This is a genomic window from Bordetella sp., assembly GCF_051960075.1.
Lineage (GTDB): Bacteria > Pseudomonadota > Gammaproteobacteria > Burkholderiales > Burkholderiaceae_B > Bordetella.
Genome location: NZ_JBQCER010000062.1, coordinates 21,735 through 46,638 on the forward strand (window position 1 = coordinate 21,735; position 24,904 = coordinate 46,638).

Consider the following 24,904-nt stretch of genomic DNA (forward strand, 5'->3'; position numbering starts at 1 on the left):
AAATACAATTATATGATGCCACCCATATAAAAAATGCATATGAACCTTCATCACCTGGCCATCTTCAATGCGATCGCCGAGACAGGCAGTATCTCCGCCGCCGCGCAGCGGATGCATATCTCGCAACCCGCCTTGTCCCGTGAAATCAAGGATTTCGAAGCGCGCCTGGGCGTCACGCTGTTCGAGCGCATGCCGCGCGGCATGCGCATGACCCATGCCGGCGAGGTGCTGCAGGAGTATGCGACGCGCCTTTTCGACATCTCCCGCACGGCCCAGTCCGCAATGCAGGAGATCTCCGATGCGCGCATGGGACATCTGTCCATCGGCGCCAGCAACACGAACGGCACGTATGTTCTACCCCAGCGCCTGGCCGTATTTCGCCGCGACAATCCGGCTGTGCGCATCACCATGTTCGTCGGCAATACCGAACAGATCTCTCAAGGGGTCGCGGACATGCGCTTTGCGCTCGGCTTCATCGAAGGCCCTCTGCATGTCGGCGGGCTGGTGGCCGAACCGTTCCAGCAGGACGATCTCGTGCCGGTGGTGGCGCCGAACCACGATCTGCTGAAACAAAGGCGAGTCATGGCGACCGACATCGACGGCCTGCCGCTATTGATGCGCGAACACGGCTCGGGCACGCGCGAACTCATTGCCGATATGCTCGAAGCCAACGGCATCCGGCAAGGCAGTGTGATGGAGTTCGGCAATACCGAGGCATTGAAGCAGGCCGTGATGTATGGCGGCGGCATTGCATGGCTGCCGCGCATCAGCATCGCCAGGGAATTGAGCGAGGGGATGTTGGCGGCGCTCCCCGTCGAGCACCTGATGATCCGTCGCCAGCTGAGCGTCATCCGCCGCGCCAACGCGCACCTGAACCCCACGAGCGAGGCGTTTCTGCAAGCCTTGCGCGCCAGCCTCGGCGCATGACGAGGCAGGCCCGCCACTCGCAATCAGAAAGGCTGCGCGGGGGCCGTGCCGCGCCTATTGCACCGCCGGCAGCGCCGTCGGCTGGGTCGCGGTCTCCTCGCCCCGGATGCGGGCAGCGATGTCCCGCGCCGCCTGCTGAGTCGGTACGCCGAAGGCCAGCACCCCGCGGTTCAGCGGTTCGGTGATGCGCGGCGACGCCACCAACTGGCGACCCACCACCAGAGCCAGCATGCGCCCGATATTGCTGGAACTGGCCGCGGCCAGCTTGCGCGTGCCCGCGTCGGTAAAGCGCAAGCCCACGAAATGCTGCCCTTGCTGATCGATCATGGCGGCCGCATCGGTCAGGTCCGCACGGGTCAGCACCGGAATGCGTTGCACGTAGATCACGCCACCCGGCACGGTCACGGCGTTCAGCCCGGAAGCCGCCTGCGACTGGGCCACATAAATATCGACCGGATCCGTGACGACGACCGGCGTGGCGACGGCTTGAGGGCCGCCTGCGCCGTTGCTCGACGGCACGTTGCCGCAACCCGCCAAGGCCGCCATCAGCGCGGCGGGAACCAGGATGTAAGCAAGCGACCGCAGGGTCCTTTGCATAGGGGGCTTCCTTCTGTGTCGGACAGATCGTGCGAGTGTACAGGCTCAGGCCAGGCCCATGCCGGGGGGCAGGCCGCCGGGGGTGAACGCCCCCGCGGGCGCCGTGTCGGCGTCCTGCAGCGGGCCTCCGGCATTGGCCGCCTCGATACGGGCATACCAGTAGCCGGCGGTATCGACGAAGCGTTCGATCCACGCGCTCAGCGCATCGACGTCCAGCGCGGCGCGCGCGCGCCGGTCGGCCAGGAAGATTCGGCCGGTGTCGGGATCGGCGCTGAACGTGGCGCCGTTGGCGCCTTGCCACAGCACGTTGGCGGCCAGCAGCATGCCGTAGACGACATCGCGCCGGTCGGGGTCGACTTCCTGCAGCCGGCTGAACAACACGACGGTGTCTTCTTCCGCCTCGTATTGGAGATGGACGTCCCGCTTGTCGATGGTCAATCCGATGTAGCCGTCCTCGCCGGCCGACATGCCGGCCATGCCCAGCGATTGACCCAGTTCGGCGACCAGCGCCTGGAATGCGGTAAGGGACATGATGACTCCTTGTGGATGCTCGTGATCGGATTGTCGTCAGGCTTTGGCGAACGCGCCCAGGCCGCAGAGATACTGCCGCACTTGCGGATCGGGCAGACGGTCCTTGAGGTGTCCGGCTTCTTTGCTGCCCGGCAGGCCGGTGTTCCAGCGCTGGTTCTCCAGCTGGCCCGAACTGGAACTGACCGTGTAATAGACGCCCTGGTCGTCGCCCTGCAGCGTCTCGTCGGGATTCATCTCGCCGCCCATATCGCGCAGGATGAGCTTGGACTTGACCTCGACGTCGGTGACGCCGCCGCGGTCCTTGTCGCTCTTGCAGCCCTTGGACATGGTGCCGGCCAGATCGGCGGCCCCGACCCGCTGCAGCCCCTGCTCGGCCATGCCTTGCAGCACCAGGATCTCGCGTCCCATCTTGGCGGTGTCGCCGTTGCCCGTGCGAAAGGCTTCTTCGGTGAACATGCCGCGGACCAGGTCGGTCTGGGCACGCAGCTGCCCCATCATTTCCTGCGCGACCGCGTGGTTCGGGTCGTTCGCATCGTTGGCAACCCGCTCCAGCCTGTCGTAGACATCGCCGACGAAGCCGCCGGGACGCGCGCCGCGCGCGCCGAACCGGCCTTCGCCCAGATCGCCGACCAGCTTGATCATGTTCTGCGTGTTGTGCTCGTGCACATTGCTCCAGGTACGCATGAACTTCTCGCGCGTGCCGGTGGCGATGGCATTGATGCCGAAGGAAAAAGTGATCGTGTCCACGTCGACCGTGGCCGTACGATTCTGGTGATCGCCGCCCAGCAGGCGCAGCGTCTTGTCCGTGCCGGAATTGGACTCGAAGGCCTCGAACTGATTGAAGGTGTAGGTCCGCTCCTGATAGGCATTCACGCCCAGATTGTCGCGCAGGCTGTCGGGCGAGATCAGGTTGACGCTGACGTGCACCAGCCTGGGGTTGGGGCCGGGATTGAGGGGATCGCGCGTCTCCAGCGTCGTGCGCAGCCGGTCGTTGCTCGACAGCGCGAGCTCGAGCACCTCCTTGGCACCGGTTTCGTTCGACTGCCTGCGCGCCTGCGGATCCTGCACGCCCCACATGTCGAGCACGCCGTGGCCTATCATCGTGGTCATGGGCTGCCCATCGGTGCCGATAAGTTTGCTCACCTTGAGATTGCGCGCGTGATCCAGGCTGTCGGTCACGCCGGCGCTGGTGCCGCCCACTCTGCCGTTCGGGTCGACCACGCCCAGGCGCGGGTCGATCAGATGCCCCGGCGTGATCTCGCTCTTGTAAGTGCGCATCACGCCGTCGCGCATGACGACCATGTCGCGGCTTACCGGCTGCCAGGTCTCCATGGTGGACAGCGCCTTGGGCTCGGCCTGCTTCCAGGACTTGTCGCTGAGCAGATCCTGGAGCGCGTCTCTGGGAACGCCCACGCCCTCCAGCAAAGAGCGAAGCTGGTTCTGGATGTCCTGCTTGCCTTGCACGATCGGATGGTTGGTTTCCTTCTTGTTGCCCGAAATGGATTGCAGGTCGCCGTTTTCGCTGTCCTGATACGTCCGGCCGACTTCGCCGATCTTGTCCTGCCAATCCAGCCGCGCTTTCTGCAAGGCCAGGCGCTGCGCGCCGTCCAACTGCACGTCGCCGTCCTCGATGGCCTTGTCGAGCCTGTCTAGCAGTACGTTGCCGGCATTGGCCCACACCAGATTGCTGTGCTTGACCGAGCGGTCGCTCAGCGGGTCGTTCAGACGAAGCTCGTCCACATAGGCGATCTTGCTGTCGATCAGGCCTAGTTGATGGTGGAGGTCTTCTTCCATGGCCAGCAGCAGATTGCGCGTCGGAATCAAGCTCGCCTTCTCTTCTTTCGCGGCGTCGATCTGATTGATCAGGCCATCCCGGCCGGGATCGTTCCTCGGCAAGGTATCCAGTTGCTGCTCAAGCGTAGCGATCTGCGTGTCAAGCGCGATGATCCGATCGCCCAGCACGATGTCGCGCTCGATGGCCTGATTGATCAGGCCGTCGACCTCGGCACGCTTGTCCGTCAATTGCTGCCCCAGGTTCTTGAGATCGGTCTGGTTCCAGGCGCTCTGGCCCAGCAGCGCGGTGGTTTCCTGCATGGCCGCCAGGCCTTTGGTCACCACCGGCTCCTTGGCGCCGAAGGTGACGGCGATGCCGCCCAGCAGGGACTTGGGTTCCAGGTCGACCTTATCGAACCCGCTGCCGGGTTGCTTGACCAGTCCGCTCAAACCCGGGAAGCGCTTTTCGCATTCGCCGGCGCGTGTGCTTTCGTATTTCTCCAGCGCCTGATCGACCAGATCGTCGATGTTGCCCTGGGACAGTTTTTCGCTGCCGTAGCGCGGATCGGACTTGATCGCGCGGGCGACTTCGGCGCGCGCATCGCGCAAGCCCGGCTCGTTCAAGCGCGAATTCTTGATGACATCGTCGAGCTGCTTTTCATTGTGCTTGACGCAGCCCATGCGGTACTCCTGAGCCTTGTCCAGTACCAGGCTGACCGTGCGGGTGGTGAGCGGCCGATCGTTCGTGAGCCAGTTGCCCAGTCCGTTTCCGACCACGGCGCGCATGGCGCGCTGGGCGCCTTCGCGGCCTTCGGTCTTGACCAACAGGTCATAGAACTCGCGCTTGACCCCGGCGCGGCTGACGTGCTGCAGCTGCTGCATCGGCGCTGCGGGAGATTTGAAAAAACCCTGAATGCGGGCCGACAGGCGGGACGAGCTGCTCTGGCGCACGCCGCCGTGATTGACGTCGCGCTTGACCTCTCGGTCCATGTCCAGCATGCCGGTGCCAATCTGCCGAAAGCCCTCGATTCCAGTTGCCATGCCGTCATCTCCTTGCATTCTTGTCGCTCGCGCCTGGACGCAAGCCTTGGATGCCGACTGAGTAACCCGGCAGGCGAAAAAAGTTCCGGCAGGGTTGACTCGGCAGCCCCGCGCAGCCGCCCCGAAGCGACCGCCTACACGCGCCCCGCGAGAGGGAAAAACGGTTTGCGGCCTTGCGACGGGGTCATCGGGCTCGCGCCCGTCGACAGCAGATCGCGCCAGCGTTCGGACACATTGACCATGGCATCGATGATGGAATAGAGCCCGGCCCCGAGCTCGTCGTCATCGCAGCGCCGCTGCAGAACCAGCGCACCGGTGCCGGGCTCGATCGCGAACACGCCGGTATCGACATGCGCCCAGCCGAAATGCGCTGCCAGGAGGTCGGCCATCTGCATGGGCGTCGGCACGACCTTGTCCAGGCAGATCATCAGGTTGATGCTGCCCGATTGCGGCTGGTAGCCCATCTTGACGAGCAGCGCGCCGCCGTCGAGTGCCAGCAGGCAAAGTCCCTGGTCATCCAGCGCCAGGCCGGCCAGGCCCAGAACTTCGCCGAGCCGGGTGATGTGAGCGTCGGCCTGTGTGCGGTCCATGTGGGTTTCGCTGCGCGGATCAGGCCAGGCTGCTGATGGCGTCTTCGCGCGTGTCGCGCACGGGCAGAATGGCCAGGAAGCCGCTGATGTCGAATACTTCGCGCACGGCAGGTTGAATATTGCACAACGACAGCGCTCCGCCGGCCTGCTTGAGTCGCTTGGCCAGCATCAGCACGACGCGCAAGCCCGCGCTGGAGATGTAATTGAGCCGGGCAAGATCGAGCACGATCTTGTACTGACCTTTGTCGACATACCCCATCAGGTCGGCTTCCAGGCCAGTGGCATTGGCGCTGTTGATCTGCCCTTCGAGCTGTGCGACGAGCACGTCGCCGACTTTTTCTACCGCGAGATTCATGGTGTGGTTGCGCCGTCCAATGTTGTCCGGTTGTTATTTGGCCGATAATACAACGACCTGCCGGCCACACCCGAACCTGTCGACCATGTCCGATACGCTCGAACTGTCCCCCGACGACGAAGCGATACCGCGCGCCCTCCAATGGCTGGAGGACATCGCCGAGCGCGAGGGCTGGTCTCCCGCAACCGCCTTCGGCCTGACGCTGAGCCTGGACGAAGCGCTCGCCAATGTCGTGTCGTATGCCTTCGATCCGTCTACCGGCAGCGCCGCACCGGCGGCCATCACCCTGGAATGCCGCCGCGACGGCAGCCTGATCGAAGTCGAGCTGCGCGACAACGGGCGGGCCTACGATCCGACAGGGAACCCTCCCGCCGCATTGGTTACCAACCTGGACGACGCCGAGATCGGCGGCCACGGGATACGACTGATGCGCCACTATCTGCATGACCTGGTCTACAAGCGCGAAGCCGGCTGGAACTGCCTGACTCTGGTGATGGAAACCGCGCCATGAGCGGCGTGCCGCACGGCATGATCCAGACAGCGCAGGCGCAAGCTCATATCGACAGCAAAGCGGTTGCGCACAATCTGGCGCAGGTCCGCAAACGGCTGGGCACGAGCCGCGCCCGCATCTGGGCCACGGTCAAGGCCGACGCCTATGGCCACGGCATCGCACGCGTGCTGCCCGGTCTGAGCGACGCCGACGGCCTGGCCGTGCGCGATCTGTCCGAAGCGCAGGCATGCCGTGCGGCCGGCTGGCGCGGTCCCATCCTGGTCTACGGTGGCCTGCACCGCCCGGACGAGACTGCGCTGCTGGGCTCGTCCGACCTGCATCTGGTGATCTCGCATGCCGATCAGCTGGCCTGGCTGCAGGCGGCCGCGCCCTCGGCGCAGCCGCCCTCGGTGTGGCTGCGTTATGCCGGCGACACGCGCCTGGGCGGGTTCGACGACCAGGACTATGCGCTAGCCTATGCGCACTGCGCCGCGTTGCGCGAGCAAGGCCGCGTCGCGGACATCGGCCACCTGAACCATTACGCGCGCTCTGAAGATGCGGACGGCATCGCCGACGCCGATCTGCATTTTCGCCGCGTTGTCGCGGGCCGCCCAGGTCCGATATCCACTAGCAATTGCGCCGCGCTCCTGTTGCATCCCGAGCATGCCGCGCAAACCGACTGGATCCGGCCCGGCCTCCTGCTCTACGGCGCGAGCCCCATACCCGACCTGCACGACGGCCCGGCCCTGGGCCTGAAACCCGCCATGCGATTCACGGCTCGCCTGCTCGCGACGCAGACCCTGCCGCAAGGCGCCAGCCTGGGCTATCGCGCAGCCTTCACCGCGCCCATTGCCATGCGCATAGGCCTGGTCGGCTGCGGTTATGCCGACGGCTATCCGCGCCATGCCCAGACCGGCACGCCCCTGTTGATCGACGGCCAGCCGACTCGGCTGCTGGGCCGTCCCGCCATGGACACCCTGGCGGTCGATCTGACCGATATCGACGTTTCCGGCCCGGACGCGGTCGTCGTGCTCTGGGGCGATCCGCGCAACACGGTGGAAGCCGTCGCAGCTTCGGCCGGCACGATATCCGCGGCGCTGCTCACGGGCCTGACGCCGCGCGTGGCCATGCTTGGCGATTAAGAAGAAGATGGAAGCGCGCCGCGGGCGCGCAACGCCGGCGCAAACAGCAAAAACAGCACGGTGGCCGCAAGGTAGATGCCGCCCGTCAGCGCCAGTCCCAGGCCAAGCCCATGCGCGCCGAACAGCACGCCTACCACCAAGGGCCCGGCCATCTGGCCCAGCTTGTCGGCCGCGCGCAGCACGCTGGTCGCGCCTGCCACGCCGTAGTCCTGCACGTCCGACAGCGCCAGCATATAGGGCGTCTGCGCCGCTCCCGTACAGCAACTGGCCAGCGCCAGGGTCAACACCGCCAGCGCGGCAGCCAGCAGGCCGCTGTCGAAATACAAACCCAGCAGGCCCAGGCTTCCCACCACGCCGCCAGCCACGATCCAGTACTTCTTGACCGCGAACCGATCGGCCAGCCGACCCATGAGCGGCCCCACATAGATCACGCAAACGCCGTAGATCATCAGCACTCGGCCGACACTGGACGAAGCCGAGCCCTGCGCTTCGAGATAAAGCGGCAGCGCGAAAGACAACAGGCCCACCTGCGCGACGGAAAACGGAATCACGCTGCCCAGCAGCAGCAGGCCGAAATCGCGCGTAGCCAAAAGCTTGAGCATCGCCGACAGGCGCACACGCGCCGGCGCGGCGACGCGCGCCGCATGCGCTTCGACCCGGACCATATAAGGCCGCATCAGAACCAGCACACCCATACAAGGCAGGATCAGCATCGCCGCCCCCACCACGAACACCGAGCGGAAACCCAACTGCTCCATCAGCATCGCGCCCACGGCGGCGCCGGCCATATGTCCGGCAAACAAACCTGCGACCAGGCCGGTCATGTTGCGGCCGCGCGATGCGGCCGGGCTGCCGGTCACCACGAAGCCCTGCAGGCCCATCCAGGTCAAGCCGTAGCCCAGACCCACCAGGCCGCGGGCCGCCACGAACCACGGCAGGTCGGGCGCCGCAGCGCAGGCCACGAAGGCCGCCAACGAAATGCCCAGCCCCGTCAGCACCGGCACCTGCCAGCCCTTGCGATCGGTCAGACTGCCCGCCAGCAGCGAGGCGATCAGGCCGCACGCCATCTCGACCGAAATGGGCAAGGCCATCAACATGGCAGGCCGCAGGTGCAGGCCTTCCGCGGACAGGCTGCGCGCATACAAGGGCAGGAACCCCAGCGGCAAAGCCCAGGCGAAGAGAAAACCGAACATCACCGGCCGGGCGATGCGACCCACGTCGGACATGTCTTGCGCGCGGCGCGGCGCATCGTCGCGGCCGAGCGCGCGTACGGCGTAGGCGCGGCTCATCAGCAACGAGAGCAGCAACAGCATCTCGACGGCAGCCACCACCGACACGACCACCACGGTCGCCGCGTCGAGCATGCGGCTGCGCACCTGAGCCGCGATCGCGCGGTCGTCCAGGTGCACGACCAGATTGGCGCGCGAGGACCCGCCGCTCAACGGTAGAACCAGCGTAAGCGCATCGGCGACGGGCAGAGTCCGCGCCAAGCCGTCGACAGGCTGCGCACCGCGCGCGTTGGCCCGATCGAGCACGCGACCGGAGACGTCGATCAAGTCTATCGCCGTGATGTTGGGAAAATAGCCGGCCAGCCGCCGAAACGGCACGTCCACGCCGCGCAGGCGATCGGGCGCAATGCCGTAGCCCAGCACGCGGTCGAGGTCGCGCTGCAAGCCTGCGGCGGCAGCGGCCACACTGTCGTGCGCCACGCGCAGCGACGTATCGCGAAACGTGGTGATCGTCGAGGCCGCGTAAATGCCCTGAGCCAGCAGCAGCGCCGCCAGCGGCACAGCGAACCGCGCCCTGCCGCCTTCGGTCAACTGCGCCGGCGGCACGATCCATTTGAAAACCACCGCCAGCGCGAAACCCACGAGCGCAGTGGCCAGGAACAGAACCAGAAGGTTGTGGACGATGAGCGCGCGGCTGGCTGCCGCGTCCTGCTCGATGGCCAGCACGACGGCGCCGGCCACGGCCTTGTCTTCGAACAGCGGCACGGCAAGCACCACTTCTCCCTGAGCCCGGCCCGAGGCCTCATTCTTGCCTCGGCGCATCATACCGGCGGGCATTTCGGCGTTGGCCACGCCCGCCAATGCGCGGCCCAGCTCGGCCGCCTCCGGCACGGTCTGTCCTGCGGATTCGAGCACGCGGCCATCGGCCAGCACCACCGCCACGCCGCGCGCTCCGCTCGCGTCGGCCATGCCGTCGCGCAGGATTTCGTTCAGGCCAAAGAACTGTCCGAGCGGCTTGCCCAGCCGCAAGCCGTTCTGAATATTGCCCACGATGCGCTGGGCGGCCACCTCGGCGCGGTCCGCCACGGTGTCCGTGGCCAGCCGGTTCAGCGCCGACAGGCTCAAAGCGCCGATCAGCGCCTGGGCGAGCAGCAGCACGCCCAGGCAAGCGCAAGTCAGCTCCAGCACGGGACGGCGGTGCAGGCCGTTCAACAGCTTCCGCAAAATCGAGTCACGCGCGATAGTCAAGGCGCCATCCCAAAGAGAAATGCGGCAAATTCACCCCGAAGGCTGGCCCGCATTTTACAATCGGTAAATCAAATACGCGCAGTCTTACCACATACCCATCCCTCCATGTTCATCCGCTCCCTTCGCGGCAAGGTCTTTCTGCTGGTCTTCGCGATCTTGCTCGTGGTGGCGGCCGTCGTCATGCCGATCACTCAGCGCGACGTCACCCAAACCGTGGTGGCCCGCGAAGAGCACGCCGTCGACAACACCCTGAACCTGGTGCTGAGCGACACCGATGCGCGCTGGGGGGCGCTGCTCGACGACAAGATCAACGTGGTGCGACAGGATCGCAACGACCTCATCGAGCTGGGCAATATGATGAACTCGGTGCTGTCTCGCTATGCGGCCCTGACCGACACGGGTCGCCTGTCGACGCCCGCTGCGCAGCAGCAGGCCCTTGCGTGGATCGGCAGCCTGAAGTTCAACTCGCTGCGCTACGCCTTCGTCTACGACTCGCACAACAAGGTGCTGGCTGGCGGCGCGCCGGACATGGCCGGCCTCGACCTCTCCGACATCCGCGATATCAAGGGCCAGCTGCTGGCCAAGTCCATGGCCGACGAAAGCCGCCTATCGGGACACGGCTTCGCGCTGTTCCGCTGGCCGATTCCCGGCAGCCAGGGCGGCATGGAAACGCGCTACGCCTACTTCGGTTATTTCCAGCCCTGGAACTGGGTTTTCGCCATTTCCGACGATGCGCGCACGCTGCTCACACTGACGCAGACCCAGCGCCAGAACATGGAAGCCGCCGTGCGCGCCTCGCTGGCGCGGCTCACCCTGGCCAAATCGGGGTTCGTCTTCATCATCGACAACAACGGCCGGCTGGTGGCGCCGCCGCCCGCAGAACGGGCCGATCTGCTCCATGCCATCGACAAAAACACCGGCAAGCCGCTCTCGGCCATGTTGACCGAAGCCCGGCACACGGCAGGCCGGCTGCAATTCAGGCTGGACGCAACCGACAAAGCCTGGGAAATCGAGGCGGTCTATCACAAGCCGCTGGGCTGGACTCTGGTCGCGGCCGTGCCGCGCAGCGACTTGACCGAACCGGCCCATCGGCTGGTGAACCGGCTGGCGCTGTTTTTCGCCGGCCTGCTCGCGCTGGCTCTGGCAGGCGCCTGGCTGATGGCCGCGCGCATCACACGGCCCTTGGATCTGCTGACCGACTACGCCCGCCAGTTGCCCGAGCAGGATCTGACCGCTCCCGCCGAGACGCCGGCTCGGATCGCCGCTTTGCCCGGGCAATATCGCGACGAGGTCGGACGGCTGGCAGCCTCGTTTCTTTTCATGCAGGACAAACTGGGCGAAAACGTTGCCCGCCTGATGAGCGAAACCTCGTCGCGCCAGCGTATCGAGAGCGAACTGAACATCGCCCACGACATTCAGCTGGGCCTGCTGCCGGTGCCATTGGCCGGCGAAATTCGCCTGCGCGTGGATCTGCACGCCGTGATGCGGCCGGCCAAGGAAGTGGGCGGCGATCTATACGATTACTTCGAACTGCCCGACGGCCGGCTGTGCTGGGCCGTCGGCGACGTGTCGGGCAAGGGCGTGCCGGCAGCACTGTTCATGGCGATTACCCGCACCTTGATCCGCGCCACGGCGGAGGACGAGACCGACCCGGCCGTCATTGTGCACCGGGTCAACAACCGCCTGTCGGCCAACAACCCCAACATGATGTTCGTCACGCTGCTTTTGGGCGTGCTGGATCTTGCCACCGGCGCGCTGTCGTGGGCCAACGCCGGCCATCCTCCGCCGGCCGTCATCGGCGCCGACGGCGCGGTGCGCCTGCTGGAGGGCCGCAGCGGCCCGGCCTGCGGCGTCCAGGAAGATCTGCCCTACCGCCGCCTGGACACGCAGTTGGCACAGGGAGAGACCCTGGTGGGCTACACCGATGGCATCACCGATGCCATGAACCCGGACAATGAACAATACGGCGACAAGCGCATGCTGAGCCTGCTCGCTGACGCGCCTGCCGCGGCAGCCGACCTGGCCGGTCGCCTGGTCGCAGACGTGGACGCCTATGCCGGCCAAGCCGAACAATTCGATGACATCACGCTGGTGGTGATACGACGCCTATGAAATTCCTGCTACGCATCCTGCTGCCTGCCGTCCTGCTGTCGGCCGGTTCCCTGGCGCAGGCGGCCGCAACCGCCGCCGCAAGCGCGCCGCCGACTGCCGAGACGCGCGTCTTTCCCACCACGCCGCACGCCCGGCCCGATGGCCGCAGGTGGCGTCTGGGCTATTACGACGGCGGCAACTATTCGGAATACCCGCGTACGCTGCGCGCCGTCGTCGATGGCCTGCAAAAGCTGGGCTGGCTGACCCTGCCGCCCATTCCCGCGGATCTGGACTCGCACCAGATGTGGCACTTCATCGCCACCAATGCCAAGAGCAACACGCTGCAATTCGTCGACGACGCCTGGTGGCAGGCGGGCAATTTCGACGCGGCCCAGCGGCCCGTCATGCGCGCCGCCATCGAGCAACGAATCAAGGACAAGCACGACATCGATCTCATCATCGCCATGGGCACCTGGGCCGGGCAGGACATGGCCGCACTGGGCGCTCCGGTGCCGACCGTCGTCGGCTCGACCAGCGATCCGGTGGGCTCGGGCATCATCAAGAGCGACCAGGACAGCGGCATGGACAATCTGTTCGCGCGCGTGCAGCCCGACCGCTACCAGCGCCAGGTGCAGCTGTTTCACCAGATCGTGCCTTTCAAGACGCTGGGCCTGGTCTATGAAGACAGCCCCGAGGGCCGCACCTATGCGGCCGTCTCCGCCGTCGAACAGGTGGCCAAGGAAGACCACTTCAAGATCGTGTCGTGCAACGCCCCTGCAACCAATATCGACGCCGCGCAGGCCACGCTCAATGCGGTCGATTGCTACCGCAGGCTGAGCACGCAGGTCGACGCCATGTATGTCACCGCGCAGCGCGGCTTGACGCCCGACGCGGTCACGCAGGTGGCCGACATTCTGCGCCAGGCGCAGGTGCCCAGCTTTGCCATGCTGGGTTCGGATCAAGTTCGCGCCGGCCTGCTGATGAGCCTGGCCCAGGCGAGCTACTCCTACGTTGGCCTGTTCTATGCCGAGACCATCGCGCGCATCTTCAACGGCGCCAAGCCGCGCCAGCTCAGCCAGATCTGGGTCGACCCGGCCAAGATCGCGATCAACCTCGCCACCGCGCGCGCCATCGGTTTCGATCCGCCGGTGGACATTCTTCTCGCGGCCGACGAGGTCTATCAATAACCGAAAGCACGCTCACTGAACATCGCCGTCGCTTCACGCAGCGACGCCCTTGCACTGTTGTGCCGATCTAAAGCGCCAGCACCTCGCGGCGCTCGAGTACCCGGGCTAGGCGATCGCTGCGGCCTTCATGTTTGCGCCATAGCGCCAGCAGACGATCGGCGCCGGTGCGGCGGGTCTGCAGTGCGTAGTCGGCATAGGCCAGCCAATGCCGCTCGTCCGGCGGCAGGCCGGCGCGGGCCACTTCGAGCACGTCGCGCGCCAGCGCCTGCACGACATCGTCGTCGAGCGCATGGCGAACGGCGTCGGCCCGCATCTCGCGCAAGCGGGCCCAGCCCCAGTCGCGCCAGAGCTGCTCGGCCTGATGCAGATTGCGCATCAGGCCCAGCTGCAGCGCGGAGGGCGCCACGACCGCGGTACGCGCAATGTCCGCTCCAGCCTCGTCCAGCAGCTGCGCATCGGCGAACACCGCGCCCGGCGCACGCCCTTCGATATAGCCGTCCACGCCGCAGCGTTCGTATAGGATCTCGATGCCCTGCGGCCGGCTCCAGGCGTCGAGCAGTTCGCCCAGCGGCGGCGCCTGCGTCAATCGATAGCGCCAGCGCGCGTCGAGAAAATGCGCGAACTGCGAATATTCGAAATACCCTCCGTGCGGATGCAGATCGACGATTTCACCAGTATCGATGCGCCGCCCGGGCCATGAATCCGAGCGCAGAAAACGGTCCAGCGGCGGATCGTCCTGCAGCTGCACCGAAGCGACCGACTTGTAGCCCGCACCAAGCGTCAGCGGCAGGGCGCGGCTGGCTGTATCAGCACCGAACATCCAACGAAAATAATGGCCCAGGTCTTCGAAAGGCCGCTCGGGCAATTGCTGCAGGGCATAGTCGCCGGCGAAACGCCCGGGACGAAAGACCCGCTCCCATAGCGTCAAACGGTTTTCCTTCAGACCCGTCGCACGTCCGGATTCGAGCGGACTGTTGGCGAACAGGGCGATGCTCGCCGGCCCCAGCGCCAATACGGCATTGAGTGCGCGCGCTGCCTGCGTCACGGGCACAGACGTGCACGGCCCGTTCTGAGCCTTGGCGTCGATGCCCAGGCGATGCAGCCAGCCCCGGTAGTCGACCAGCTCGCGATAGATAGGCCTTGGGACCCGTACCGCCGCATACCAGTCCGGCTCCAGCGAGCAGTCCGGATGTTCGGACGCATTGAGCAGCGCCGCCCCCTCGGCGTCCAGAGCCTGGCGCACGTCGTGCAATTCGCGCCCGATGCGTTCGGCCAGCCTGTCCAGCCCGCCGACCCCGCCCGCCACCGGAGCGAAAGAAGTTTCGAGCAGGTTGTAGCCGTTATCCAGACTGCTCTCGCCGTGAGGGCCCACTACGCCCATGACGCGTTCCGCGAGAAAATCGAAAGCCGCGTCTTCTCCGCGCCCGCGCTTGCATGCGGCCAGCGCCTCGAAATAACGATCGCCCACAGGGTGGCTGCGGCCGTCGTCCCGACGCACCACGGGCATTTCCATTTCCAGGCCCAGCTTGCAGCCCGCTTCTTCTATTGCCATGTTCACAGTGAAATCACCCGATGGCGATCCGTTACCCTTGCCGAAATTGGTTCAAAAACCCTGGTATCAGGCCCCACATGATGGATCAAAGCCGATTGGATATGGCCCTTTTATTTTTTTTGACCGAGCAGGGAACTGAATCCGACGCGGTTGCCACGTATAGCAACCGCTGGTGAAAGCCGGCGCCGCTTCCTTCCTGTTTTAGTACCGAACTTGGCCCGACCGTTCCCTCCCGCTGTATGACCATCAATCGAATCGTCCAGTCGCCCGATGTTTCCGGCCTGTCGCTCGATGCGTTCAGCGAAGCGGCGCGCACCGGCGACTCCGTACAGGTCTCCGTCGACGGGCGCTCCCTGCAGGTGCTGGGAACCGGTGCGACCCCAGGAGGGCGCAGCGTCGCCTGGGTAGCGCCCGATGCCGATACCGTCGGCTTGTTCACCAAGGCCCTGGGGCAAACCTACGGCCACGGCGTCGCCGCCCTTGTCGCCCATGAATTGAGCTTGACGCCCGGAGCAGGCAAGCCGCTGTCGGCGCATACCATCGAGCTGGCCGTCGACCTGGCGCAGACCAAACGCTCCGTCATGGACGGCGTCGATTTCGTGACCCAGCTAGGCCTCTCCGCCCACAGCAAGGGAGCCGATTTTCTGGACGTCTGCCGCCAGGAGCGCGTGTCTTCCGACAGCCTGGATACCGCGGCGCGGCAGCGCATCGACGCGGCCATGCAGCAAAAATTCGACCAGGCCCACCAGTCCGAGACGCAACCGGTCGACCCCGCCACGGCGCGCGGCTGGCTGCGCGAGCTGCTCGCGCAAGCGCAGTAGCCGAAACATGACGGAAGTCATGCGCGGCAGCGCCGGAAAGGTCGAGCATTGCCGTTTCACCACGGCCGGCCTTGCCCCTGCAGATCAGTGGCGCACCTATTGCGACCAATTGACGGTCGTCACCGTGCCGGTTTCGCGCTCGGCGAGGCTGGCGGGTTTTCGCGCGACGATCGATCGTTACGGCGCCGGCGACGCGATGTACATCGAGGCTCGCACGGACGCCTATACGCAGAACCGTTCTATCGCGCAGATTTCGGTAGACAAAATGCAGGCCTATTGCTTCCACGTGCTCGTGGACGGCTGCGCGGAAACCTCCACGGGCGCCTATCCGCGCCGCGCGGCGCATCAGTCCAGGCCCGGCATCCTGGCCTTGGACATGAGCCAACCGATGACCATGAGCCGCTGTGCGAGCCAGGTGCGCGCCCTGTTCCTGCCGCGCGCCGTCGTCGAGTCGGTGCTGCCGCAAGCGCAGGCGCTGCATGGCCGCCTGCTCGAATTCGACCCTCCCTCGCCCGGCGACCCGACGCTGGCGAGTGCCGTTACCGACGCCCTGACCCGACTGCGGCACCTGGGCGCGATGAACGCCGCCGACGCGCGGCAAAGCCTCGCCGACTGCGGCCAACTGATCACCGCCGCGTTCGCTCGGCGCTACCGCCTTGCCGGCAATGTCGAGACCGCGGAAAAAGCGGCTTCTTTCGCGCAGGCGCGGCGCTATATCGAAGCGCACCTGTATGACCCTGACCTGACGCCGGACAGCGTACTGCGGGCCTGCGGCCTGGCCCGTGCCACCCTGTACCGCCTGTTTCAGCACGAGGGCGGCCTGCACGCCTACATCCGTAATGGCCGGCTGCGCGCGGCGGCCAACGAATTGCTGCGCTTTCCGGACAAACCCATCATCGAAATCGCCTATTCGTGCGGCTTCGGCAGCGCGCCCGATTTTGCCCGCGCCTTCCGGCGAGCCTACGACATGACGCCTCGCGACTTTCGCCTCGCCGCGCAAAACTGGCCAAGAAGTCGCGCTGTTTGAGACAGACGGTTAAGGCTGTCATCTACAGCCCCTTAGAATCGCCACCTGACCAAGAAAATTACGAATATCTGGCAAAAGTTGTCAGAAACTAACCAATATTGCGATATTGGCGTTGTATGTAGTATTTTGTGTCGAACTCGCAATGCTCTTTTTCATTCCATTTCAGGTCGCCGTCGTTCCATGATCGATTCGTCGAATCCCCGCGTGGCAGTACCGCATGAGGAAACGATCCCTCCATGCGGCGCGATGCCCGTGATCGACGACGTGGCGAACGATCAATTGCTGCGCGATCTGGTTCGGGAACACGGTTCCCGCCTGCAGCGGTTCATCATCAAGCACATCGGCAACATCGCCGAGGCCGAAGACCTGGCCCAGCAAGCCTTCATCGAAGCCGCGCGTTCTTACCAGAGCTTTCGCGGCGAATCCCAGCTTTCCACCTGGCTCTATGGCATAGCCATGAATCTGGTGCGCAACTATCTGTCGCGCGCGCCGGAACGTCGCTACGATTTCGTCGGCGAAGAAGCGCTTTACGACCATGCCGCGTCCGGCGTCACGCCGGAGCAGGCCGTCGCGCAAACGCAGTCCATGCGCCTGTTGCAGGAATCGCTCGACGAACTGCCTGAAAGCATGCGCGACATACTGCTGCTCGTGGGCATGGACGACCTCACCTACGAAGAAGCCTCGGCACTCCTGAGCGTGCCGGTCGGCACGGTGCGCAGCCGTCTGTCGCGCGCACGCAGCGCATTGCGCGAAAAATTGCTGCGCAAGGGCCTGGAGCTCAACGGCTGACAGGCCCTTGCTCCAGTCTAGGGCATCACGCTCGTAAACGAACTGCGCCGTGCGGTGCCGCGGCCACCCTGCGTGAACGGCTCCATCGACGTGCCCACCGAGTCCGGCGCGACGTAGTCGGGCGAAACCGTCAGCGGCGCATTGCCGTCGGCTTGCTGCACACCCGGCATTACGCGCGTCTGCTGCCCGCCCACCAGGCTCAGCGAATGCCCCGCCGCCGCCTGCCCCCAGGTCGCGCTCAGCGCCAGGCCCGAGCCGTCCTGTCCGCGCGGCATCGAGATCATCTTGCCGGCGATCGCGACCACGCGCGGACGCAGCAGGAACAGTCGCTCCTGTTGTTGACCCGTCTTGCCGCGGCTGGAGAACAGCGCGCCGATGATGGGAATGTCGCCCAGAATCGGCACCTTGCTGATCTGCGAGGAATACTGGGCGTGGTCGTAGCCGCCGATCAGCAGCGTCTGGTCGTCTCCGACCACGGCCAGCGTGCTGATCGTGCTGGAACTCACCGTAGGCAGCGCTCCCACCGTCGTGCTCTGATCGATCCCGCCGTCTTCGATATCGACGGTGAGTTCGACCTTGCGATCGCCGTGGTCGTCGATATAGCGGGGCGTGACGCGCAGCGAGGTGCCCACGGTCTCCGGCGTCACCGTGGCCACGGTCTGCCCCACCGTCTGAATGTAGAACGTCGTGGACAGGTCGATCACGGCGCCCATGTTGTCTACCGTCAGAATCGACGGCTGCGAAAGAATGTGCGCCTGGCCGGAGGCCTGCAAGGCATTCAGGCGGGCCACCAGCAAATTACCCACGCTCACGCCCAAGGTACCCGGCGTGGGCGAGGCGCCGCTGACGACCGGCAGCCCTCCGCTGGGCGTCAGCGAGAGATCTCCGTAGCCCAGCGCAGCCTTGCCGGCCAACCCGCCCCAGGTCACGCCCAGCTGATTGACCAGATTGGTGTCCACGTCCACGATCATCGCTTCGATCTGGATGAGCGTGCTGGGCTTGTCGAGTTCCTCGATCAGTTGGCGATAGATGGGTATGCGGTCGGGAATGTCCTGCACGATGATGGCGTTCTGGCGCGGATCGGCCTGCACGCTGGGCTCCTGCAAACGCAGGCCGCTGGCGCGGTCCGGACGCTCCGAACCAGCCGACGCGGCGCCGGCCGCCGAGGTGCCCGACACCTGCACGTTTACATTGCTGGCGGCGACGCCGCCCGGCGCATTGGCGTCGCCGGCGTTGGTCGCGGTATAGCTGTTGAACGCAGGCGGATGCTGGCGCAACGGCGCGGCGATGGACGACAGGACCTGATTGTTGTTGCCGCTGCCCGAGCCCTGGATGAGGTTGCGCAGGATCGTGGTCACGCCGGGCATGGTGATCTGCTGGCCGCGGTAACTGATGACACGGTCCTGAACCGAGGCATACTTCAAGCGGAATACCTGCACCTGTTGACCGCCCGCGCCCAGCGGCAGCGCCGACACCATGCGCTGCACGAGCTTGACGTAGGCCGGAGGTCCCGACACCAGGGCGATGCCCTGGTCGGGCAACTCGCCCCAGCCGAAGCGCGGATCCACCACGCCCATCTGCAGCAGCGCATCGTGCATCGCGGTGATCGAGCCGCCCATCGCGCTGATCGACTTCGCGGTGATATCGCTGGCATTGCTCACGAAGAGCGTACCGCCGTAGACGAACCAGCTGAAGCCGTACACCCCACCCAGCTTGTCCATGAATTCGGTGGGCGTATTGGCGTTGAAGCGTCCGTTGACTGTGCCCTTGATGCCCGACCCCATCTGCAGGGAGAGACTGAAGCCGCTGGCGAACTCCTGCAGCACATCCTTCAGGTCTTCGCTCTTGGCGTAAAAGCTATAGGGGGCATTCGGCCAGTTGGGGGCCGCCTGCGCCGGCCAGGCGAACGCGAGGCATAGCGACAGCGCGCCCGACAGGATGATTCGCTTCAACGGGGTTTCTCCTTGCATATCAATCAGGCCGCGCGGCGGACGGCGGACGTCCAGAACGACAGGGCATTGGCGAACTGCCCGACGGCCTCGTCCACCTCGGTATCGGCAGTATCGGGCCGCAGCATCTGTTCCAGCCACAGGGCCTCTTCGTCGGGGTCGATGGTGCAGCCGCTGGCGTATTTGTTGAGCATGCCGACCGCCTGCCTGCCCAGACCGGCGAGAAAATTCTCGCGTGCGGCGCCGGCAGGCGGCAATGCGCACAAACGCGCGCTCAGTGCGACCCAGCCGTTGCGGGCAGGCGCGAAGCGGACGCGGTATTTATCGTCGATGACCAAAATGGCACGACCGTCGGCGCGCACGGCGTCGGCGACGCCATGCCGCGCCGCATAACGCGAAATCAGAGGAGGCACGAAAACGGACATGAATATCACTCCTGCGTATCGGCCAGCTTGCGCACCAGGCGCAGCACTTCGGCCACGGGTTCGATCAATTCGCTGGGGATGTAGTGGTCGGGCAAAGCATCGGCCATTAGCGCATGCGCCAGCGGAATATTCTGCATCACCGGCACGCCGGCTTCGCGCGCAGCCTGCATCATTCGTTCGGCCAACGCGCCCTCGCCCTTGGCCAGCACCACGGGCAACGGCGTTTCGTCCGGCTCGTAATACAAGGCCACGGCATAGTGAGTGGGGTTGGTGACCACCACCGACGCCTTGCGCGCGCTTTCCACGGCACCGCCCATGACCATCTCCTGGTGCAGGTGCTTGCGCTTGTGCTTGATGTGAGGGTCGCCCTCCATCTCCTTGTATTCCTGCTTGATCTCTTCTTTGCTCATCATGAGCTGCTTGCGATACTGCATGCGCTGCCAGACGAAGTCCGCCAGCGAAATGACGACGTAGGCCAGGGCCACGTTCAAAATCAGCTCGACAAGCATGCCCCCTACGCCCTTGCGCAGACCCGCCAGCCCGGAATGGGGCACCTCGATGAGCTGCGGCAGCGCGTCGCGTATCACCAGCGTCACCAGCGCGGACAAGAAGGTGATCTTGATGATGGATTTGAGCATTTCGACCAAATTCTTCTTGGCGAACATGTTCTTGAGGTTCTCGATGACGTTGAGCTTTTTGGCCGAAGGCTTGAGCTTTTCGAAGGCCAGCACGATGCCGACCTGCAGAAACTCGGCGAACATGCCCACCAGGAGAACGATAAGCAGGAAGGGCAGCAGAATATCGACGCACTGGCGCAAAGCCTCGGAGAGCGCGGTCTTGAGCGCGTCCTCGAAAGGCAGCCCGACCAGGCCGGCGGGAATCAGCACCAGCCGGCCCAGCGCCGCGATGAGATTGTTGGCGTTGCCCAGCATATAGCCGAACAGCGCCAGGATCAGCAAGGTCTGGGTGAAGTCCTTGCTGTGCGCGACATCGCCTTTCTGGCGCGATTCGCGCAGGCGCTTACTGGTTGGCTGTTCTGTCTTTTCGCCGCTCATGCGACCCCCTTGACGCTACGCGCCCTCTCCCCCGGGGGGAGCAATGAGCACTTGAGGCGGCTCGGCATGCTCATCGCGCACCCCATTGCGAATTCAGGAACGGCAAGATGCCAGGGATGCCGCGCACAGTTTCGTCCGCGTAGTCAAAGAGCGTGCTCATGTAGAGCACCAGCACGAACAGGGCCAGCGCGCTCTTGATCGGCATGGCCAGGAAGAACACTTGCAACTGGGGCGTGAAGCGGCTGGCCAGCGCCAGGCCCAGTTCGGCCAGGAACATCGCCACCATGGCAGGCGCGGCAAACAGCAGAACCAGCCTGGCCAACCGGCTGAGCTGGTCCAGGATCAGGGGGACGCTGGACATGCGCAGCGTCGGGAACCAGTGCCACAGGCTCCAGATGCGGAAACTGTCGTACATCATGGTCAGCATCAGGCTGAAGCCGCCTCCCACCAAAAAGAACACCAGGAACGCCTGATTGAACAAAATGCCCAGCGGCGACGAATCGTTGCCCGTCGCCGGGTTGAGCACGGCGCCCATGCTCGCGCCACGCTGGTTATCGACCACGAAGCCCACGGCCTCGAAGATCCAGAAGGGAATGGCGACGAGAAACCCCATCACCATGCCCACGAACACTTCCTTGACCACGATCAGCGCGATCTGAACCCCGTTGAAATCCATCGCGACATAACCGGGTTCCAGCATCGGCACCAGCACCAGCGCAAGGCCCGCGGACAAGCCGTAGCGGATCAGGCGCGGCAGCATCTGGCTGCTCAGCAAGGGCAATATGGAGCACATGGCCAGCACGCGCGGCATGGCCAGAGCCAGCGTGCCGATGAAGATATGCGCTTCTGCGTAGGTAACCCCCGAAGACATTTCGTTCCCTGGCTCCCTATCGTATTTTGTACAGGAGGTCGAAGACCGAAAGCGTGAAGTTGTAGAGCTCGCCGCTCAGCCAACGGGCAGTGAACAGAATGGTCACGAACACGGCGATCAGCTTGATGGCGAACGACAGCGTCTGTTCCTGAATCTGGGTCAGCGCCTGAAACAGCGAAAACAGCGTCCCCACGATGGCTGCCACCGCGATAGGCGGCAGCGACAGCCAGAGCGTCAGATAGAGCGCCTGGGTCATGTACGAGACGATGTCCACGCTTCCCATGCGAAGTCCTCAGCGGTAGGAAAGCACGAGGCCCTGGATCAGGCGGGTCCAGCCGTCGACCATGACGAACAGGAACAGCTTGAGGGGCATGGAGATCGTCACCGGCGACACCATCATCATGCCCATGGCCAGAAGGATGTTGGACACGATGATGTCGATGACGACGAAAGGCAGATACAGCAGAAAGCCGATCTGGAACGCGGACGTCAGTTCGGACACCAGAAACGACGGAATCAGCACCAGAAAGTCCGTCTCTTTGACGCCGCTGGACAACTGCGGGCCCCACAGCTGATGCGCGGTGCGCACGAAGAAGTCGCGCTGCAAGGGTTGGCTGTTCTTGAGCATGAAAGCCCGTAGCGGTTCGGCGGCGCGGGCCGTGGCGCCCAGCAGCAGCTCCATGCGATCGGGCGGCGGGGTGAGCGACGGCATGGACGGCATGGACGGCACACCCGGCCGCATTGCGGCCGATCCGCTCGTCTGCGCCGCGGGCGCGATCACCGCCTGCATCTCGTGGCCGGCCTGCATGATCACCGGGGCCATCACGTAGGCCGACAGAATCAGCGCCAAACCGTACAGGGCCATATTGGGCGGTACCTGCTGCACGCCCAGCGCATTGCGCACCAGCGACAGCACGATCGCGATCTTCAGGAACGAGGTCATCATCACCGCGGCCAGCGGCACCAGCGACAGCAGCGCCAGGACGACAACGAGGGTGATCGGATCGAAATGCGTCATGGCGCGGGTTTGCCCAGCGTGGCGATGGTCACGCCCACGCGACCGTCCACCTCGACCAGGCTGCCGGTGCCCAACAGCGCGCCATTGGCGCGGATCATCACCGGGCCGCCGGCCAGCGGCCGCTGCAGATCGAAGGTCTCGCCCGGCTGCAGGCGGCGCAGTTCGGCCAGGGTCAGGGTGCGCTCGCCCAGGTCGAAAGTCAGACGCACGGGAATCGCGTCCAGGTCCAACGGTTCAGCAGACTGGGTCTGGCTGGCATCTTGCCCTGTCGGGTTGGTGGGTTCTGTCATGAGGGGAGTCCAGCCTTGAGTAACGAGGTAGGAGGATTGTTCGGCGCGTATGCGCAGGCCCTGGCCCTGGGGGATGCCCAGCCATAGTTCGCCTTGCGGGCCGACGAAGTATTCGTCGAGCAATACAACGTCGCGTTCGCGCAGGGACTGCAGCAGACCCGACGGCAGCCGTGCGGCGCCGACCTCGGCGCGCAGCCGCACCGGCAGCGCATCGGTCTGCAGCGCGTTGCCCCCGGGAGCGATACGGGCCGACAGCTGGCCGGCAAGCAGCATCAGGCCCAGCGAATCGCACTCCAGAACGACGCGGCAGTTTGCGCCGCTACGCGCGGCAAGCGTCAGCGTCCAGATATTGGGCAAAGGCGCGTCGATCGGTTCGTCGAGCACGCGCGCCGGACCGCCGGGCGACAAGCCCGACAACGCTGCGGCGGCCTCGCCCAGCAGTGCTTCGAACGCGGCTGCCTGCAGCGCCTCGGGCAGCGGACCAGGCGCGAGGTCCGGCAAGCGCGCAGCCAGCCAGAGCGACGGCGCGGCATCGGGCAGGCTCAGGCGAAAGAGCGCGCCCGACCATTCGAAAACGACTTGCCGAGTCATGGCCTGGCGCAAGGCATCGGCCACGCCGGGGGTGAAGCCGAGGTGCCATACGGCGGGCTGGGCCTCGGCCGCGGCACCGCCGGCCGGAGGCAATTCGACGGTGAAATCTGCGCCGTGCCGCGCGACCAGGGAGAGGGCCTGGGCCTCATTGGCGGTAAGACGGGGCAAGGCGGCGGGCCGGGCCGGGATATAAGTCATCAGGTCCATCGTGGCAGGAACATCAGGGCACCGCCGGATCGGCGGCCGCCTCGAACGGGCAAGGGTCTTCGGGATCGTCGGTGCCGACACGCACCAGCACGGCGCGGTTCAACGAACCGGCCAGCTCGCCGGCCAACGCGGGCGCGCAGGCGCAGAGCTTTTCGCGCGAAGGCTCGCTGGCGCAGACGAAAGCCGCCACCAGCAGGCCCTGGTCTTCGTACACGCAGACCGTCACGCCGGGCAGCACGTCGTCTTTGAGTTCGATGCGCACCTCGCGGCGGCCCGAGCTGCCGTCGCCGACCAGCAGGCGCTCGGCCGCCTGCCGCAGGCCTTGCGACAACTCGCCGGGTGCGGGCGCACCGCCCGAGGCGCAGCTGGCCAGGGACGGCGCAAAGGCGCCGAACAGGGCAAAAGGGCGCGGTACGTCGACGGGGGCGGCCTCGGACGGCGTCGGCGCCCGTTCGCTCGCCATCGCCTGCTCGAAAGCCTGGCGGTCGTCCTTCGACGCCTGGCCGCGCACGTCCGCGCCGCCTGCGCCGAATCGCGCAGACGAGCCCGGCATGCCTTGCGGCACGGCCGTATCCAGGCCGATGCGCCGATCCGTCATGATGGCTCGTACTCCTCGTGTTCTTCCCAGTCCTCGCGATCGCGCCGTACCGACGCGGCCTCTTCCATTTCGAGGTCTTCTTTGCGTTCCTGCTCGAGCATGAAAGCCGCCAGATGCAAACGGGCGAGTTCGATGAACTTCTCGGTCATTCGGGTGGCGAGTTGATGGACTTCACGCCGTTCGGCCAGCGTATGCGTTTCAACTACCGTCTGCTGCTCGGCCGACTGCACGCCTTCTTCGTGGCGCCGCTCGCCGCTGCGCAGCTCAGCCACGCCTTGCAGCACGTTTTCGATTTCGCGCACACGCACTATGCGGCTGCATAGATCGTCGTACATCTCGTGCTCGCGCCGTTCGGACCAGTCGCGGTATTCGGCCAGAAGGCGAATGGCCTCTTCTCGCGCGTGTTCGGCCTCGACGAGAACCTGGCGCTGTTTGGCAACCGCGAGCTCTGCCTGGCTTTCGCGAAAACGCTTGATCGCGAGCAGGTCGTCGAACATGCTGGCCATTATG

The 24,904-nt window shown here is 65.3% G+C and carries 24 protein-coding genes; 8 read left to right on the forward strand and 16 right to left on the reverse strand.

Annotated elements, in window-relative coordinates; genetic code table 11:
- Positions 1-39: 39 nt before the first annotated feature.
- Positions 40-927 carry a LysR family transcriptional regulator gene (locus tag ACTHJ1_RS10310; protein WP_440191608.1) on the forward strand — a complete coding sequence of 296 codons (888 nt, stop codon included), beginning with the start codon at positions 40-42 and terminating at the stop codon, positions 925-927.
- A gap of 54 nt (positions 928-981) precedes the next feature.
- Here the strand turns inward: ACTHJ1_RS10310 and ACTHJ1_RS10315 are convergent, their stop codons facing one another.
- The 5 genes from ACTHJ1_RS10315 to ACTHJ1_RS10335 all read right to left on the reverse strand — a co-directional run bounded on the left by ACTHJ1_RS10315 (position 982) and on the right by ACTHJ1_RS10335 (position 5,814).
- Positions 982-1,524, reverse strand: coding sequence for a SecDF P1 head subdomain-containing protein (locus tag ACTHJ1_RS10315; protein WP_440191611.1), 543 nt, complete (start codon positions 1,522-1,524; stop codon positions 982-984).
- A gap of 45 nt (positions 1,525-1,569) precedes the next feature.
- Positions 1,570-2,055 (reverse strand): type III secretion system chaperone, encoded by a 486-nt coding sequence (locus tag ACTHJ1_RS10320; protein WP_440191614.1) that lies wholly within the window; start codon positions 2,053-2,055, stop codon positions 1,570-1,572.
- 36 nt (positions 2,056-2,091) lie between these two features.
- The gene (locus tag ACTHJ1_RS10325; RefSeq protein WP_440191617.1) at positions 2,092-4,869 is read right to left on the reverse strand and encodes an inositol phosphate phosphatase SopB; all 2,778 of its coding nucleotides are present in this window, start codon (positions 4,867-4,869) and stop codon (positions 2,092-2,094) included.
- A 134-nt stretch (positions 4,870-5,003) separates the two neighbouring features.
- On the reverse strand, positions 5,004-5,459 hold the full coding sequence (locus ACTHJ1_RS10330) for a type III secretion system chaperone (RefSeq protein ID WP_440191620.1): 456 nt from the start codon (positions 5,457-5,459) through the stop codon (positions 5,004-5,006).
- Between the two features lie 19 nt (positions 5,460-5,478).
- Positions 5,479-5,814 (reverse strand): STAS domain-containing protein, encoded by a 336-nt coding sequence (locus ACTHJ1_RS10335; protein WP_440191623.1) that lies wholly within the window; start codon positions 5,812-5,814, stop codon positions 5,479-5,481.
- Positions 5,815-5,899: 85 nt separating this feature from the next.
- Between ACTHJ1_RS10335 and ACTHJ1_RS10340 the strand changes: the two genes are divergently transcribed.
- Entirely contained in the window at positions 5,900-6,325 is a 426-nt protein-coding gene (locus ACTHJ1_RS10340) for an ATP-binding protein (RefSeq protein WP_440191626.1), read from the forward strand.
- On the forward strand, positions 6,322-7,446 hold the full coding sequence (gene alr, locus ACTHJ1_RS10345; RefSeq protein ID WP_440191629.1) for an alanine racemase: 1,125 nt from the start codon (positions 6,322-6,324) through the stop codon (positions 7,444-7,446). The genes ACTHJ1_RS10340 and alr overlap by 4 nt, the downstream gene beginning before the upstream one ends.
- On the opposite strand, the gene ACTHJ1_RS10350 is transcribed toward alr, so the two are convergent.
- Positions 7,443-9,923, reverse strand: coding sequence for an MFS transporter (locus ACTHJ1_RS10350; protein WP_440191632.1), 2,481 nt, complete (start codon positions 9,921-9,923; stop codon positions 7,443-7,445). The genes alr and ACTHJ1_RS10350 overlap by 4 nt on opposite strands.
- A gap of 105 nt (positions 9,924-10,028) precedes the next feature.
- Between ACTHJ1_RS10350 and ACTHJ1_RS10355 the strand changes: the two genes are divergently transcribed.
- Both ACTHJ1_RS10355 and ACTHJ1_RS10360 read left to right on the forward strand, forming a co-directional pair.
- Entirely contained in the window at positions 10,029-12,035 is a 2,007-nt protein-coding gene (locus ACTHJ1_RS10355; protein ID WP_440191635.1) for a SpoIIE family protein phosphatase, read from the forward strand.
- Positions 12,032-13,201 (forward strand): ABC transporter substrate-binding protein, encoded by a 1,170-nt coding sequence (locus ACTHJ1_RS10360; protein WP_440191638.1) that lies wholly within the window; start codon positions 12,032-12,034, stop codon positions 13,199-13,201. Before ACTHJ1_RS10355 ends, ACTHJ1_RS10360 begins: the two co-directional genes overlap by 4 nt.
- A gap of 67 nt (positions 13,202-13,268) precedes the next feature.
- On the opposite strand, the gene ACTHJ1_RS10365 is transcribed toward ACTHJ1_RS10360, so the two are convergent.
- Positions 13,269-14,753, reverse strand: coding sequence for a glutamate-cysteine ligase family protein (locus ACTHJ1_RS10365; protein WP_440191704.1), 1,485 nt, complete (start codon positions 14,751-14,753; stop codon positions 13,269-13,271).
- Positions 14,754-14,992: 239 nt separating this feature from the next.
- On the opposite strand from ACTHJ1_RS10365, the gene ACTHJ1_RS10370 reads away from it, so the two are divergent.
- The 3 genes from ACTHJ1_RS10370 to ACTHJ1_RS10380 all read left to right on the forward strand — a co-directional run bounded on the left by ACTHJ1_RS10370 (position 14,993) and on the right by ACTHJ1_RS10380 (position 17,390).
- On the forward strand, positions 14,993-15,574 hold the full coding sequence (locus ACTHJ1_RS10370) for a hypothetical protein (RefSeq protein WP_440191641.1): 582 nt from the start codon (positions 14,993-14,995) through the stop codon (positions 15,572-15,574).
- A gap of 7 nt (positions 15,575-15,581) precedes the next feature.
- Complete coding sequence (locus tag ACTHJ1_RS10375) at positions 15,582-16,601, forward strand: helix-turn-helix transcriptional regulator (RefSeq protein WP_440191644.1); 1,020 nt, start codon at positions 15,582-15,584, stop codon at positions 16,599-16,601.
- Between the two features lie 246 nt (positions 16,602-16,847).
- A complete protein-coding gene (locus ACTHJ1_RS10380; protein WP_440191706.1) occupies positions 16,848-17,390 on the forward strand; it encodes an RNA polymerase sigma factor in 543 nt (180 codons plus the stop codon).
- A 17-nt stretch (positions 17,391-17,407) separates the two neighbouring features.
- Here the strand turns inward: ACTHJ1_RS10380 and sctC are convergent, their stop codons facing one another.
- The 9 genes from sctC to ACTHJ1_RS10425 form a co-directional block, all read right to left on the reverse strand.
- Positions 17,408-19,360, reverse strand: coding sequence for a type III secretion system outer membrane ring subunit SctC (gene sctC / locus ACTHJ1_RS10385; protein WP_440191646.1), 1,953 nt, complete (start codon positions 19,358-19,360; stop codon positions 17,408-17,410).
- Positions 19,361-19,365: 5 nt separating this feature from the next.
- Complete coding sequence (locus ACTHJ1_RS10390; RefSeq protein ID WP_440191649.1) at positions 19,366-19,764, reverse strand: CesT family type III secretion system chaperone; 399 nt, start codon at positions 19,762-19,764, stop codon at positions 19,366-19,368.
- Between the two features lie 5 nt (positions 19,765-19,769).
- Positions 19,770-20,819 (reverse strand): type III secretion system export apparatus subunit SctU, encoded by a 1,050-nt coding sequence (gene sctU / locus ACTHJ1_RS10395; RefSeq protein WP_440191652.1) that lies wholly within the window; start codon positions 20,817-20,819, stop codon positions 19,770-19,772.
- Positions 20,820-20,889: 70 nt separating this feature from the next.
- Entirely contained in the window at positions 20,890-21,690 is an 801-nt protein-coding gene (gene sctT / locus ACTHJ1_RS10400) for a type III secretion system export apparatus subunit SctT (RefSeq protein WP_440191655.1), read from the reverse strand.
- A gap of 16 nt (positions 21,691-21,706) precedes the next feature.
- A complete protein-coding gene (gene sctS / locus ACTHJ1_RS10405) occupies positions 21,707-21,973 on the reverse strand; it encodes a type III secretion system export apparatus subunit SctS (RefSeq protein ID WP_440191658.1) in 267 nt (88 codons plus the stop codon).
- Positions 21,974-21,982: 9 nt separating this feature from the next.
- A complete protein-coding gene (locus ACTHJ1_RS10410; protein ID WP_440191661.1) occupies positions 21,983-22,708 on the reverse strand; it encodes an EscR/YscR/HrcR family type III secretion system export apparatus protein in 726 nt (241 codons plus the stop codon).
- A complete protein-coding gene (sctQ, locus tag ACTHJ1_RS10415; RefSeq protein ID WP_440191664.1) occupies positions 22,705-23,787 on the reverse strand; it encodes a type III secretion system cytoplasmic ring protein SctQ in 1,083 nt (360 codons plus the stop codon). The genes ACTHJ1_RS10410 and sctQ overlap by 4 nt, the downstream gene beginning before the upstream one ends.
- Positions 23,788-23,809: 22 nt before the next feature.
- Positions 23,810-24,394, reverse strand: coding sequence for a hypothetical protein (locus ACTHJ1_RS10420; RefSeq protein ID WP_440191667.1), 585 nt, complete (start codon positions 24,392-24,394; stop codon positions 23,810-23,812).
- The gene (locus ACTHJ1_RS10425; RefSeq protein WP_440191669.1) at positions 24,391-24,900 is read right to left on the reverse strand and encodes a type III secretion protein; all 510 of its coding nucleotides are present in this window, start codon (positions 24,898-24,900) and stop codon (positions 24,391-24,393) included. Before ACTHJ1_RS10425 ends, ACTHJ1_RS10420 begins: the two co-directional genes overlap by 4 nt.
- Positions 24,901-24,904 lie beyond the last annotated feature (4 nt).

Bases quoted from the DNA above. Each gene is read 5' to 3' on its own strand.
- ACTHJ1_RS10310 (WP_440191608.1), top strand. From the start codon at position 40: ATGAACCTTCATCACCTGGCCATCTTCAATGCGATCGCCGAGACAGGC.
- ACTHJ1_RS10315 (WP_440191611.1), bottom strand. From the start codon at position 1,524: ATGCAAAGGACCCTGCGGTCGCTTGCTTACATCCTGGTTCCCGCCGCG.
- ACTHJ1_RS10320 (WP_440191614.1), bottom strand. From the start codon at position 2,055: ATGTCCCTTACCGCATTCCAGGCGCTGGTCGCCGAACTGGGTCAATCG.
- ACTHJ1_RS10325 (WP_440191617.1), bottom strand. From the start codon at position 4,869: ATGGCAACTGGAATCGAGGGCTTTCGGCAGATTGGCACCGGCATGCTG.
- ACTHJ1_RS10330 (WP_440191620.1), bottom strand. From the start codon at position 5,459: ATGGACCGCACACAGGCCGACGCTCACATCACCCGGCTCGGCGAAGTT.
- ACTHJ1_RS10335 (WP_440191623.1), bottom strand. From the start codon at position 5,814: ATGAATCTCGCGGTAGAAAAAGTCGGCGACGTGCTCGTCGCACAGCTC.
- ACTHJ1_RS10340 (WP_440191626.1), top strand. From the start codon at position 5,900: ATGTCCGATACGCTCGAACTGTCCCCCGACGACGAAGCGATACCGCGC.
- alr (WP_440191629.1), top strand. From the start codon at position 6,322: ATGAGCGGCGTGCCGCACGGCATGATCCAGACAGCGCAGGCGCAAGCT.
- ACTHJ1_RS10355 (WP_440191635.1), top strand. From the start codon at position 10,029: ATGTTCATCCGCTCCCTTCGCGGCAAGGTCTTTCTGCTGGTCTTCGCG.
- ACTHJ1_RS10360 (WP_440191638.1), top strand. From the start codon at position 12,032: ATGAAATTCCTGCTACGCATCCTGCTGCCTGCCGTCCTGCTGTCGGCC.
- ACTHJ1_RS10365 (WP_440191704.1), bottom strand. From the start codon at position 14,753: ATGGCAATAGAAGAAGCGGGCTGCAAGCTGGGCCTGGAAATGGAAATG.
- ACTHJ1_RS10370 (WP_440191641.1), top strand. From the start codon at position 14,993: ATGACCATCAATCGAATCGTCCAGTCGCCCGATGTTTCCGGCCTGTCG.
- ACTHJ1_RS10375 (WP_440191644.1), top strand. From the start codon at position 15,582: ATGACGGAAGTCATGCGCGGCAGCGCCGGAAAGGTCGAGCATTGCCGT.
- ACTHJ1_RS10380 (WP_440191706.1), top strand. From the start codon at position 16,848: ATGCCCGTGATCGACGACGTGGCGAACGATCAATTGCTGCGCGATCTG.
- sctC (WP_440191646.1), bottom strand. From the start codon at position 19,360: ATGCAAGGAGAAACCCCGTTGAAGCGAATCATCCTGTCGGGCGCGCTG.
- ACTHJ1_RS10390 (WP_440191649.1), bottom strand. From the start codon at position 19,764: ATGTCCGTTTTCGTGCCTCCTCTGATTTCGCGTTATGCGGCGCGGCAT.
- sctU (WP_440191652.1), bottom strand. From the start codon at position 20,819: ATGAGCGGCGAAAAGACAGAACAGCCAACCAGTAAGCGCCTGCGCGAA.
- sctT (WP_440191655.1), bottom strand. From the start codon at position 21,690: ATGTCTTCGGGGGTTACCTACGCAGAAGCGCATATCTTCATCGGCACG.
- sctS (WP_440191658.1), bottom strand. From the start codon at position 21,973: ATGGGAAGCGTGGACATCGTCTCGTACATGACCCAGGCGCTCTATCTG.
- ACTHJ1_RS10410 (WP_440191661.1), bottom strand. From the start codon at position 22,708: ATGACGCATTTCGATCCGATCACCCTCGTTGTCGTCCTGGCGCTGCTG.
- sctQ (WP_440191664.1), bottom strand. From the start codon at position 23,787: ATGACTTATATCCCGGCCCGGCCCGCCGCCTTGCCCCGTCTTACCGCC.
- ACTHJ1_RS10420 (WP_440191667.1), bottom strand. From the start codon at position 24,394: ATGACGGATCGGCGCATCGGCCTGGATACGGCCGTGCCGCAAGGCATG.
- ACTHJ1_RS10425 (WP_440191669.1), bottom strand. From the start codon at position 24,900: ATGGCCAGCATGTTCGACGACCTGCTCGCGATCAAGCGTTTTCGCGAA.